Origin of the sequence: Corallococcus sp. AB045, from assembly GCF_003668895.1 — a bacterium.
Taxonomy (GTDB): domain Bacteria; phylum Myxococcota; class Myxococcia; order Myxococcales; family Myxococcaceae; genus Corallococcus; species Corallococcus coralloides.
In genome coordinates this window covers 1-11,511 of sequence record NZ_RAWN01000115.1, presented here as the reverse complement: position 1 = coordinate 11,511, position 11,511 = coordinate 1, and the positions used below count along the sequence as shown (strand labels likewise).

Here is an 11,511-nt window from a genome sequence, read left to right as displayed (position 1 = left end):
CGCTCGGGGGGCTCACGCCTCGCGGCAGGACTCGAACACGCGCGCCAGCAACATCAGGGACCGGTGCGCGGCGAGCTCCACGCGCACCGGCTCGTCCGATGTTACGTCCGTGGTCAGCTTGAGGATCTCCAGCGCCTCGTCCGGATGCGCGTCGTCATAACGGGCGTGCGCCCGCAGCCAGCGCAGCGCGTGGGCGTCCATGCGCACGCCGTCCCGGGCATACGCGGTGAAGGGCTCCACCACGGCGCGCGTCCAGACGCCTGTCACTCCCTCGATGGCCCAGTTGGACGCGGCGATGCCCTCCGCCAGCGACCCGCCGAGGCAGGTGGCCAGCAGGTGCTGGTGGAGCGCCCGGACCTCCGGCGTCAGCGGTGTCTCGAAGGCCCTGGGGGCGTCCACTCCCAAAGCCTGCATCCAGTCGATCCACCACTCGGCGTGACGGGCCTCCACGCCCAGGTTCTGCAAGAGCCAGCGGCGGATGCTCGCGTCGCCCGGGCGCACGCCGTAGGTCGTCTTCGCCAGCGACAGCCCCATGTACTTGGGGAAGTTCTCGACGATGGGGAAGCAGCGCTCCAGGAGCCGCTGCCACGCGCGCAGGGGCGGATGCCGTCCCTCCGCCGTCTCCCGGAACAGCGTGGGCATGCACGCCGCGTCCCACGCGGGCTTGAGCGCCCCCAGCATCGTCTCCATCCAGAGAGGATGAGGCGTGCGTTTCAAGGCGGCGGGCTGATACCGCTTTGAGACGTCCCCCTGGATCAAGGACGAAACAGGAAATCCCTCCACGGCGGCGCCATGGGACACTCCGGCCGGAGACGACATGAGACGTGCTCCTGCTCCCGGGTGGACGACAAGCCGTCATGGCCGCCCCCCTCCACCCTGAGCCTCATCAGCGTGACGGGATGTCTGTGTTTCATCCAGGCCCCCTGGAAAATGAAACGGGTCTCCAGCCTGGTTCTGTCTCAAACTCCGCGAACTCCACTGCCGGGATTCAGGATTTCCGGTTCTGGACGTTCATCCAATTGACATTGCCTGGGTCAACGTCGGTCAAGACCCAGGATGAACAAGCGTGCGGGCCTTGAGCAGCATGCGGCGCAGCGGCGCTTCATCCGCGCGCGTCAGCGCTTCGTCCCAGCCCAGCCACTGGATGCCGAACGACTCCGCCGGATCATGCGCGAGCGACTCGGGGTCCTCCGCCACCACGAGATAGCGCACATCCAGGTGACAGTGCTCCGGCTCGTCCTTGCGCGCGGGGATGACGTGCACGTCCACGTCCAGCGGGCGCGGCGCGGTGGGATGCAGGTGCACGCGGCAGCCGGTCTCCTCACGGGCCTCGCGCAGCGCGGTGGCCTCCATGTCGCCTCCGTCTCCGGCCTCCGCGTGGCCCCCCGGCTGCAGCCAGCGCTTGAGCTTCGCGTGGTGCAGCATCGCCACCCGTCCGCCCGCCGCATCCACCACCACCGCGCTGCCGGTGAAGTGCGCCTCCACCTGCGAGCGGGAGAAGGGCTCGTTCAGCGACGTGGCCAGGTGGCGCATGCGCGAAAGGTCCTCGCGCTCCTTGTCGTCCGTGGGGACGTGGCGCGCGAGCAGTTCTGCGAGGACAGCCGGGGAAGCGGAGACGGGAGCCATGCGCCGGGATAGACACCCGCTTGGGCCCGGGACGCCAGCCCTTTCACGGCAGGCCCCACCTGCACCCCGGCAGGTCCGGTGTAGGGTGGCCTGGCGTGTGCATTCCGCCGCCCACCCACCGGTGGCACCCCACCCTTCCTTCCCGAGCAGGCGCATGGCCCGCATCCTCGTCATCGACGACCACGACACCCTCCGCGAGGGCATGACCGTCACCCTCACCCGCTCCGGCCACACCGTGTCCGCGGTGCGGAGCGGGGCGGACGGGCTCGCCGCGTACAAGAAGGGCCCCTTCGACCTGGTCGTCACGGACCTGAAGATGGACGGCATGGACGGCATCGCCGTGACGCGCGCGCTCAAGCAGGCGGACCCTGGCGCCGTCGTCATGGTGGTGACGGCGTTCGGCACCATCGAGACCGCCGTGCAGGCCATGCAGGAGGGCGCCTACGACTTCATCACCAAGCCCTTCCCCCCGGAGGTGCTGCGCGCCAAGGTGGACAAGGGCCTGGAGCTGTCCGCCACGCGCCGCCAGGTGGAGCGCCTCACCGCCCGCACGGATGCGCACGACGCCGACGCCGCCCTCACCCACCGCGACCTGGTGGGCGACAGCGAGCCCATGCAGAAGCTGCTCGCCCAGGTGCGCAAGGTGGCCGCGAGCGACGCCACCGTGCTGGTGCGCGGCGAGAGCGGCACCGGCAAGGAGCTGGTCGCCCGGATGCTCCACCAGCGCTCCCCGCGCAAGGACGGCCCCTTCGTCGTGGTGCACTGCGCGGCCCTGGCGGAGACGCTGCTGGAGAGCGAGCTGTTCGGCCACGAGCGCGGCGCCTTCACGGGCGCGGTGAAGCGCAAGCTGGGCCGCTTCGAGCTGGCCGACGGCGGCACCCTCTTCCTGGACGAGATTGGAGAGATTCCCGCCTCCGTGCAGACGAAGCTCTTGCGCGTGCTCCAGGAGAAGGAGCTGCAGCGCGTGGGCGGAGAGGAGACGCTCAAGGTGGACGTGCGCGTGGTGAGCGCCACGCACCGCGACCTCCAGGCGGAGGTGAAGGCGGGCCGCTTCCGCGAGGACCTCTACTACCGGCTGCACATCGTCCCGCTCACCCTGCCGCCCCTGCGCGAGCGCCCCGAGGACCTGCCCGCGCTCGCCCGCCACTTCGTCGCCAAGCACGCGCCAAGGGTCAACCGGCGTATCACCGGCATCGACGACACGACGCTGCACGCGCTCACCCGCCACGCGTGGCCCGGCAACGTGCGCGAGCTGGAGAACGTGATGGAGCAGGCGCTCGTCTTCGCCGAGGGCGACACGCTCACTCCGCAGGACCTGCCCTCGCACCTGGCCGGCCAGACGCCGCGCATGGACGCGGGGCTGCCCGTGCCCCAGGGCGACCGTCCCCTGCCGGAAATCCTGGAGGACCTGGAGCGCCAGCTCATCGCCCGCGCCTACGAGAAGGCCGGCGGCGTGAAGACGGAGACCGCCCGACTGCTGGGCATCAAGACCTCCGCGCTCTACTACAAGCTGGAGAAGTACGGCTTCCTGCCGCGCGGCGAACGCCCCGAGGAGGCTCCGTAGGCGGCTCCGGAGGCAAAGGAGAGGTGCCCGCGCCCGGGGGGCCTCGGAAATCCGTCACCCGCGCCCCGGTCCCATGACTTTCCATCGTCCGGCGCACCCACCCCGTCCCACCCTGCCCGTGCAGGTGCCCGGAACCAGGGCGCTTTCCGTCGGGCCTGGGAACGGGGTAGGAGGAAGGGACTGGCATCCGCCTTGCTGACTGTGTCCCCCGATGATGTTGCGTGCCCTCCCCCTCCTCCTGAGCCTGTTCGTGGCCGCTCCCGCCGGGGCGACGTCTGGACTGGAGCAGGCGCGCGCGCAGGCCCAGTCGGCGCGCACGGAGGCACGCACCCTGCGCACCCGGCAGCAGGGGCTGCGCGACGAGCTCAACGGACTGGCCGCGCGCATCGAAGCCCTCAAGGCCCAGCGCCAGGGGAAGCTCACTGCGGGCGGCGAGCTGGAGTCCGCGCTGCGCCGTTCGCAGGAGCTGAGCGGGGAGCTCACGGGGCTGGCGCAGTCGGTGTCCGGCGCGGACGGCGAGGTGGAGCGCGCGCACCTGGCGCTGCACGGCGCGCTGTCCCAGGAGCTGACGCGGCTGCGCGCGGCGTGGGACGCGACGACGGACCGGACGCAGCGCGCGCGGCTGGTGGAGCAGATGCGGTCCGTGCGCGGCGAACGCGAGGCCGTGCGCGCGGCGCTGCCCGCCTCCCAGGTGCCGGCGCTGGATGGCGCGGCGCGCGGGGATGATCCGGAGGACCTGCTCGCGCAGGCGGACGCGCTGCGCGACACCCAGGACAAGGTGCGCCAGCGGCTCCAGGCCCTGAAGGCGCGCATCACCGAGGTGCGCGAGGAGCGCGACCTGGACCGCCGCATGAACGACTTCCTGGGCGAGGAGTCCATGTTCGACGACCAGGACCGCCGCCTGCGCCTGCGTGCGATGGGCAACCAGGGCCTGCAGGTGGCCCCCACCCAGCGGGGCGGCCGGCTGCCGGAGGTCATCCCGGGCGACGCGCTGGCGGAGACGCCGAACTACGCGGGCGACCCGACCAAGGGTCCGGGGGTCGGAGCCGATCCGGCCTCGGGCGGGACAGGCTCCGGCGTCACCGCCAGCGACCGGCGGCCCCAGGTGGACCCGGTGCGCGCCCAGGCGCTGGCCGCGGGCGGCATGGAGGACCTCTCCTCGCTGGAGCAGGAAGCCGCGCGGCTGGAGTCCCTGGCGAGCGAGCTGGACGGACGCGCGGGCACGCTGGAGCGCCGCGCGAAGACGCTGGCGCCCTGAAGCAACGGGGGGGCCGCTACAGCAGGCCGCCCTCCACCTCCAACACCACCGTGGCCTGCACGCGCACCTCGCGCTCCGGCAGGCGCCCCGTGCCGCGCAGGATGATGGCCATGCTGGGCGCGGCCACGTAGGGCCTCAGGTCCACGCTGCCGTCCGTGTTCAACCCCACCGTGGGGTTGGGCGGGCCCAGGCCCAGGCCCGCGATGCCGTCGCGCCCCGCGAAGCGCGACTCGGAGTTGCCCGCGCGGGCCACGGCCTCCATCGAATCCAGGAAGCCGAAGTCCTGGTCGTTCGGGCTCAGGACCTTGAGTTTCATCGACTTCACCTGCACGCGCGTCACCTCGTCCTTGGTGACGTCGCGGTTCTTGAAGTCCTGGTTCTCGTTGAAGTCCAGCGCGGAGAAGCTGCTGATGGAGGGGAAGGCATTGAGGAGCGTGGAGGTGCCGGAGGGGTTCGCGGGCACCGTCGCCTCGCCCTGGATCTCCGTGGTGAAGGACGCCGGGGAACAGGCGACGAGCCCCAGGCCGGCCACCGCCGCGAGGAAGGACGCGTAAGACATGGCCCCAATGTACCGGGCGTCCGGGTGCGGCGTCACCGACCGCGGGCACACCCGGGTGTCCCGGGGACGACGTGGCCGCACGGGGCACTTGCGAGCGTGGGGATGCCAGCGGGCCGGAGTATGGTGCGCGCGTCTTGGACCGTCGCCTCCTCCCGCTCCTCCTGGCCCTCTGCATGCCCTGGGGCGGAGGTGCGCGCGCGGCCGAGTGGCAGGGCTCGCTCCGGGGCACCGGCCGGCTGCTCGTGGACAGCAACGCCCCGCGCGACTTCTCCGACGGCGCCACGCCCGGCCCCGGCGCGGACCTGGCGCTGGGCGTGCTGGGCGTGGCGGAAGGCCGGGGCACCGGCGAGCGGGCCCAGGTGGTGGGCCGGTACGAGCTGGGTGCGCGCAAGTACCTGGACTACGACAACGAGGACACGCTGGTGCAGGCGGGCGCGCTGGAGGGCTCGCTCGCCCTGGGCACCGAGTGGGGCGTGGGCGCGGAAGGCCACGCCAAGGACCGGCGGGGTGGCAGCCGCGCGTACTCGGACCTGGGCACCAGCCTCTTCGCCGAGTACGCCCCGGACGTGCGCCTGGCCCTGCGCGTGCGCCTGGGTGCCCGCCGCTTCGTGTACCGCCCGGACCACACGGCCGACTTCGGCGGCCCGGAGGTGGGCGTCCTCGGCCGCTACCGGCTGAGCCCGCGCCACACACTGAGCGTGTTCGGCGAATGGGGTTCGCGCCGCTACGGCCCCTTCGCCCGGCCCTTCCCGGGCGTCAGCACGTCCCCCGTGCGGCGGCAGGACGGCGCGCTGGTGGCGGGCGCGGGCTACACGTACCGGGGGCCGGTGAAGCTGTCGCTTTCCTATGCCTTCCAGGAGGTCAGCTCCAACAGCTTCGGGGAGACGGCCATGCGCCACCGGCTCGTCGGCAGCGCCGGGGTGCGGCTGCCGTGGCGGGTGACGCTGCTGGCGCAGGGGACGCTGGGCCTGGCGCGCTACCCGGACGGCATCTTCCTGTCGCCGGAGATCATCCTGGTGGAGGAAGACGAGGGGCAGAACTCGCTGTCCCTCAAGCTGGCCCGGCCCGTCTCCGCCCGCGTGGACCTGGAGCTGTCCTGGGGCCTCTGGAGCACGCGCCTGCCGCGCAACGACCTGCGCTACACACGCCAGGTGTTCGGCGTGGGCTTCACCTGGCGGGACCAGGACTAGGAGCGAAATCCATCAGTCCAGGTCGGCGATGCGCTCGTCGATTTCCTCGGCCAGGCTGGGGTGCTGCTGGGCGAGCGCGTGGTCCCGGGCGGTGGTGAGCACCTGCTTCGCCTTGGCGGTCTGGCCGGCCCCCGCGTAGGCATCCCCCAGGGAGACGAGGGCGGCGGCGTACTTCGGGTCCAGGCGGACGGCGGTCTCCAGGGTCTGGATGGCGCTGTCGTATTCCTTGCGTTCCAGGTGGAGCTTCCCCAGGGAGAACCAGGCCATGGGGGCGTCGGGGAACTGGGCCGTCATCTTCTTGAACTGCTCCAGGCGGGCGTCGCTCATGGACGGAACCCATTAGAGGAGCGCTGGAAGCTTGCCAAGGGTGCGCTAGGGTATCCGCCACATGGCCACGAAGAAGAAGACCCCTGCATCCAAGAAGGCGAAGGCGAAGAGCGCGACCCGGGCTCCGGCCCGCAAGAAGACGGCCGCCAAGAAGGCGAAGCCGGGCGTGCGTCCGCCGCCGCGCAAGAAGACCGCCGCCGCGCGCAAGAAGGCGCCGAAGCCCGCCCCCCCGCCGCCGTTGCCCAAGCCGGCTGAGAACGCGAAGGCGCGTGAGCTGGCGCGCCGCATCGGCGACCTGCTGCTGGACAAGAAGGCCACGGACGTCGTCATCCTCGACATGCGCGGGATGACGTCCTACGCGGACTACATCGTCATCGCCTCCGGCGAGAGCGACCGTCAGGTGAGCGCCATGGCGGAGAACGTCCAGGTGCAGCTCAAGCAGGAGGCGCAGCCCCTGCGCCCCATCAGCACGGAAGGCCTGGAGACGGGCCAGTGGGTGCTGCTGGACTACGACGACGTCGTGGCCCACCTGTTCAACGGCGAGGTGCGCGCCTTCTACGACCTGGACGGGCTGTGGGCGGACGCGCCCCGGGTGAAGCTGTCTTAAGGCCGTGAAGGTCCGCCTCCTCTCCATCGGCAAGGACCGCTCCGGGTTGTTCGAGCCCGCCGTGCAGGAGTACGCGCGGCGGCTCGAGCACTACACGCGCTTCGAGCTGCTGGAGCTGAACGAAGCGTCGGGCCGCAAGCTCAAGCCCGGCGAGGCGAAGTCCGCGGAGGCCGCCGCCATCCTCGGCAAGCGCAAGCCGCAGGACTGGATCGTGGCGCTGGACGAGCGCGGCACCCTGCTGGATTCCGTGGAGCTCAGCCGCTACGTCGCCAAGGCGCAGACGGGCTCGAAGGACCTGCTCTTCGTCATCGGCGGGGACGAGGGCCTGGACGACTCGGTGCGCGGCGCGGCGCATCAGGTGATGTCGCTGTCGCGGATGACGCTGCCCCACCGGCTGGCGCGGGTGGTGCTCATCGAGCAGCTCTACCGCGCGTTCACCATCCTGAAGGGCGAGCCCTACCACAAGTAGGCGGCCGGGCAGGCCTCCCCGAAGCGCTGGGGACCTGGGCGTCAGGGCGCGTGAAGGGACCGCGTCGGAGCGGCCATCATGAACACGCCCTCTTCTGAAACCTCCACGGCCGCGACCGTGCGCATCATCGCCTCGCCCCAGTCCTGGGTGGAGGGCGAGGCCGTCCGCCAACTGGAGGCCGTGTCGCGCCTGCCCGGGATGAGACTCGCGGTGGGCTTGCCAGACCTGCATCCCGGCAAGGGCGCTCCGGTGGGCGCGGCCTTCGAATCCGAGGGCTTTCTCTATCCCTATCTCGTGGGCAGCGACATCGGCTGTGGCATGGGGTTGTGGGACGTGGATCTGCTGACGCGCAAGGCGAAGGCGGAGCGGTGGGCGGCGAAGTTGAATCTGGAAGGGCCGTGGGTGGGGGACACGGAGGCGGTGCTCGCGGAGCACGGCGCGAGCGGCGCGGGCTTCGAGTCGGCGCTGGGAACGGTGGGCGGCGGCAACCACTTCGCGGAGGTGCAGCGGGTGGAGGAGGTGCACGACACGCGCGTCTTCGAGGCGCTGGGCCTGCGGGAGGAGCGGTTGCTGTTGCTCGTGCACTCGGGGTCGCGGGGGTTGGGGGAGGCCATCCTGCGCACGCACGTGGACCGGCACGCGGCGGGCGGACTGGCGGCGGACTCGGATGAGGCGCGCGCATACCTCAAGCGGCATGACGGCGCGGTGCTGTGGGCGAAGGCGAACCGGGCGCTGGTGGCGCAGCGGACGTTGGATGGGATTGGGGCGACGGGGCGGCGGGTGTTGGACGTGTGCCACAACAGCGTGACCGCGCGGCATGAGGGCGGACGCGTGGGGTGGTTGCATCGCAAGGGCGCGGCGCCCTGGGACGAAGGGCCGGTGGTGATTCCCGGCAGCCGCGGAGCACTGAGCTATCTGGTGTTGCCGGTGGGCACGGGCGAGCAGAGCGCGTACAGCCTGGCGCACGGCGCGGGACGCAAGTGGACGCGCACGGCGGCGCGGGAGCGGCTGAAGGAGCGCTTCACGGCGGAGTCACTGACGCGCACGTCCTTCAAGAGCCACGTGGTGTGCGAGGACCGGGACCTGCTCTTCGAGGAGGCACCGCCTGCGTACAAGGCCATCGACCGCGTGGTGACGGACCTGGTGGAGGCGGGGCTGGTGAGGGTGGTGGCAACGCTGGCACCGGTGCTCACGTACAAGACGCGAGGCCGCACGGCGGAGTGAGCGGCACGGGGCTCGCACGAGGGGCGCGGGAGGAACTGCCCCTGTGAGGCCCGGTGATGTGGAAGGCCCTGTTGGACCTGGTTTATCCGCCCATGTGTCTGGCCTGCGCGAAGGTGCTGCCGGGCGTGGGCGCGGTGTTCTGCGAGACATGTGACACGGCGCTGGAGCGGCTGCCGCCGGTGTGTTGCCGGACGTGCGCGGAGCCCGGTGCGTTCCCGGGGAACACCTGTCTCCGGTGCCGGGCGGTGCCGCCGCCGTTCAGCCGGGCCTGGGCGCCCTTCGCGCACGAGGGGCCGGTGGCGCGGGCCATCCACCGGTTCAAGTACGAGGACCACCCAGACCTCGCGGCGCCGCTGGGGGCGCTGCTCGCGGACGAGGCGCGGCGGTTCCTGAGGACCGCGCCCGGGTGCGTGGTGGCGTTGCCGCTGCACGTGCGGCGCTTCCGGAAGCGGCAGTACGACCAGGCGCACCTGCTCGCGGGGGAGCTGGCGAAGGCCACGGGGCGGACGGCGCCGGTGGATTGGCTGAAGCGCACGCGGGAGACGCGCCGGCAGGTGGGGCTGAGTGAAGCTGAGCGCGCGGGCAACGTGGCCGGAGCGTTCGTGGCGTCGCGGGCGGTGAAGGGGCAGGAGGTGTTGCTCCTGGACGACGTGTTCACCACCGGGTCCACAGCGCGGGCCGCCGCGATAGCTCTGCGGGAAGCGGGGGCCACGCGCGTGGAGGTGCTGACATTGGCGAGGGCGTTCACCCTCGCCTGAGCCGGGCGAGTTCGGCTTCGAGTTCCTTGGAACGGCGTTCGGCCTCATTCGCGCGCCGGGCTTCTTCGTCCGCGCGCCGGGATTCTTCATCCGCGCGCCGGGATTCCTCCTGCGCACGCCGCTGCAGAATCATCGTCTGATCTTCCAGACGTTCGATGAACTCCTCGGAGACCAGCAACGGCGCGTTGCCTGCCCAGAAACGCACGTCCTCGCCTTCGACCTGGAGGTCGAGGCCCAGCACCTCCGAGGTGAAGCGACCGTTCCGGGACTCCATGCGCGTGTAGACGCGCGCATCCGGCGTTGCCAGCCGGTAGCCCTCCAGCGTGAGCCTTCCCCCATCGAAGATGAAATACTCGGGGATTCCCAGACGGGCATACCGGCTCACGTTGTATTCGGCATCCTTCTTCCGGTCACCCCCGGCGTGGATCTCCATCACCCAGTCGAGCCCGTGCCCCTCGTGACTGACCAACCACTTCTTCCGTCGGTGGTTCTCCACATCCAGCACGACCAACAGGTCCGGCGCGAACCGTCGCTCCGCCGGGTAATACACAGGCAATTCCGAGCCTACGTAAGCCTTGCGTCCACGGCGCTTGAAGTAGCCCCGGAGCGCCTCGCGTGCGAGCAGCTTGGGCTCCTGATGGTCGTCCCCCTCGGGCATCGCCATCTCTTCGTACGTCACCTCACCCGGCAGTGTTGCCACCACCCGGTCCCGCTCCTCCTGCCCCATCCCATCCCACTCTTCCTGCGAAGGCGCCCGGGGAAAGGCGTCTCCAACCTTGTCGGTATGACGTCCCATGACCCTCAGCCTGCGTCGGGCAGACCCTCGGGTCAATTGCCCCGCGCGAGCCCTGAGCAAGCAACGCGCCAAGGAATTCCCGGACCGCCGTCTATGCTTCGCGGCGAATGACATCCACACCGGCCCCCATTCCTGGCAACGAGCCGAACGCGCAGCCGCGCTGTGCCCTGCACTCCAGGGTCGCGATGGAGGCGTGCTCGCGCTGCGGTGCCTTCATGTGCCGGTCGTGCATCGCGCCGGACAGTGAGCCCGCGCATTGCCGGGCGTGCCGGAAACACCTGCTGGCGACAGGCGCCATCATTCCCAGCAACCGCTCCACCCTGGGCGAATACCTGGCCCAGTTCAGTTGGTTGCTCGCCTTCCTCACCGCGGGAGGCATCTACCTGGCGGACCGTAGGACCACGTCCGAACTGTGGCTGATCATCCTCCTGGTCGGCGTCACGCTGGGCCTGGCCTGTGGCGTCGCGGCGCTCATCCGGGAAAAGGGCCGTCTCAGTCCCCGGGTCGTCGTGCCCGCCATCATCGGCATCGTGCTCAACACGCCTCCGTTCCTCTGGGCAATGCTGATAGTCGTGCTGCCGGTCATTGTCGGCAGGTGGTGAATCAGCGCGTCTTCGCCGTCTCCAGCGCGAGCGCCTCACCGCGCAACTGCATGTCCAGCCAGAACGTCCCGCCCGGCACGAGCGAGGCCAGGAAGGCCACGGCGATCCGCTTCACGCCCCAGCGGTATTCGATGGCCGCCATCATCAGCGTGTAGAGGTACGCCACGAACAGCAGGCCGTGCGCCATGCCCACCACGCGCACGCCCAGGGGCATGTTCAGCGCGTACTTCAGCGGCATGGCGATGAGCAGCAGCACCAGGAAGGACAGGCCTTCCCAGAAGGCAACGGCGCGGAAACGGCCCAGGGCGGTCTTCAGCATGACGTCCTCTCTCCTCCGCCCCTCTCGCACCGTCAAGCCGCGCGGCCAGAGCAGTATCGCCTCCCGTCGTCAGCGCGGTGAGCCCCGGTGATACCGGCCGGAGTGCCTGCCCGCTCCAGGGCCCGCCTGACGTCAGGGCATCCCGGATGTCGGACGCATCACGCCAAGCGCCTTCCTCCACCCGTCCACCCCCGGAGGCTGTTATCCCCCTG

General features: G+C 70.8%; 14 protein-coding genes. 8 read left to right on the top strand and 6 right to left on the bottom strand.

The genetic code is table 11. The features are described 5' to 3' along the window. Positions 1-12 precede the first annotated feature (12 nt). Together D7Y21_RS25150 and D7Y21_RS25145 are read right to left on the bottom strand one after the other, a co-directional pair. Entirely contained in the window at positions 13-717 is a 705-nt protein-coding gene (locus D7Y21_RS25150; protein ID WP_233612273.1) for a TenA family transcriptional regulator, read from the bottom strand. 327 nt (positions 718-1,044) lie between these two features. Further along, positions 1,045-1,626 carry an NUDIX hydrolase gene (locus tag D7Y21_RS25145; protein WP_120561903.1) on the bottom strand — a complete coding sequence of 194 codons (582 nt, stop codon included), beginning with the start codon at positions 1,624-1,626 and terminating at the stop codon, positions 1,045-1,047. A gap of 154 nt (positions 1,627-1,780) precedes the next feature. Between D7Y21_RS25145 and D7Y21_RS25140 the strand changes: the two genes are divergently transcribed. Both D7Y21_RS25140 and D7Y21_RS25135 read left to right on the top strand, forming a co-directional pair. Beyond that, on the top strand, positions 1,781-3,190 hold the full coding sequence (locus D7Y21_RS25140) for a sigma-54 dependent transcriptional regulator (RefSeq protein ID WP_120561904.1): 1,410 nt from the start codon (positions 1,781-1,783) through the stop codon (positions 3,188-3,190). A 211-nt stretch (positions 3,191-3,401) separates the two neighbouring features. Beyond that, the gene (locus tag D7Y21_RS25135) at positions 3,402-4,448 is read left to right on the top strand and encodes a TetR family transcriptional regulator (RefSeq protein ID WP_121716171.1); all 1,047 of its coding nucleotides are present in this window, start codon (positions 3,402-3,404) and stop codon (positions 4,446-4,448) included. Positions 4,449-4,464: 16 nt separating this feature from the next. Here the strand turns inward: D7Y21_RS25135 and D7Y21_RS25130 are convergent, their stop codons facing one another. Next, positions 4,465-5,007 carry a hypothetical protein gene (locus D7Y21_RS25130; RefSeq protein WP_199735488.1) on the bottom strand — a complete coding sequence of 181 codons (543 nt, stop codon included), beginning with the start codon at positions 5,005-5,007 and terminating at the stop codon, positions 4,465-4,467. 173 nt (positions 5,008-5,180) lie between these two features. Between D7Y21_RS25130 and D7Y21_RS25125 the strand changes: the two genes are divergently transcribed. Further along, complete coding sequence (locus tag D7Y21_RS25125) at positions 5,181-6,197, top strand: hypothetical protein (protein WP_199724222.1); 1,017 nt, start codon at positions 5,181-5,183, stop codon at positions 6,195-6,197. A 12-nt stretch (positions 6,198-6,209) separates the two neighbouring features. Here D7Y21_RS25125 and D7Y21_RS25120 read toward each other — a convergent pair whose 3' ends face one another. Then, complete coding sequence (locus tag D7Y21_RS25120) at positions 6,210-6,524, bottom strand: tetratricopeptide repeat protein (RefSeq protein ID WP_121716169.1); 315 nt, start codon at positions 6,522-6,524, stop codon at positions 6,210-6,212. A 61-nt stretch (positions 6,525-6,585) separates the two neighbouring features. Between D7Y21_RS25120 and rsfS the strand changes: the two genes are divergently transcribed. From rsfS to D7Y21_RS42310, 4 genes are all read left to right on the top strand, one after another. Next, a complete protein-coding gene (gene rsfS, locus D7Y21_RS25110) occupies positions 6,586-7,131 on the top strand; it encodes a ribosome silencing factor (protein WP_199735487.1) in 546 nt (181 codons plus the stop codon). Between the two features lie 4 nt (positions 7,132-7,135). Beyond that, the gene (locus D7Y21_RS25105; protein ID WP_120622649.1) at positions 7,136-7,600 is read left to right on the top strand and encodes a 23S rRNA (pseudouridine(1915)-N(3))-methyltransferase RlmH; all 465 of its coding nucleotides are present in this window, start codon (positions 7,136-7,138) and stop codon (positions 7,598-7,600) included. 78 nt (positions 7,601-7,678) lie between these two features. Beyond that, positions 7,679-8,824 carry an RNA ligase RtcB family protein gene (locus D7Y21_RS25100; protein ID WP_120561909.1) on the top strand — a complete coding sequence of 382 codons (1,146 nt, stop codon included), beginning with the start codon at positions 7,679-7,681 and terminating at the stop codon, positions 8,822-8,824. Positions 8,825-8,880: 56 nt separating this feature from the next. Then, positions 8,881-9,582, top strand: a complete 702-nt coding sequence (locus tag D7Y21_RS42310) for a ComF family protein (RefSeq protein ID WP_199724189.1) — start codon at positions 8,881-8,883, stop codon at positions 9,580-9,582. Here the strand turns inward: D7Y21_RS42310 and D7Y21_RS25085 are convergent. Further along, positions 9,569-10,378 carry a Uma2 family endonuclease gene (locus D7Y21_RS25085; RefSeq protein WP_121716167.1) on the bottom strand — a complete coding sequence of 270 codons (810 nt, stop codon included), beginning with the start codon at positions 10,376-10,378 and terminating at the stop codon, positions 9,569-9,571. The two genes, D7Y21_RS42310 and D7Y21_RS25085, sit on opposite strands and share 14 nt — an antisense overlap. A gap of 107 nt (positions 10,379-10,485) precedes the next feature. Between D7Y21_RS25085 and D7Y21_RS25080 the strand changes: the two genes are divergently transcribed. Then, positions 10,486-10,980, top strand: coding sequence for a hypothetical protein (locus D7Y21_RS25080; RefSeq protein ID WP_147469368.1), 495 nt, complete (start codon positions 10,486-10,488; stop codon positions 10,978-10,980). 1 nt (position 10,981) lies between these two features. Here the strand turns inward: D7Y21_RS25080 and D7Y21_RS25075 are convergent, their stop codons facing one another. After that, complete coding sequence (locus D7Y21_RS25075) at positions 10,982-11,299, bottom strand: DUF3817 domain-containing protein (protein ID WP_121716163.1); 318 nt, start codon at positions 11,297-11,299, stop codon at positions 10,982-10,984. Between the last annotated feature and the right edge of the window lie 212 nt (positions 11,300-11,511).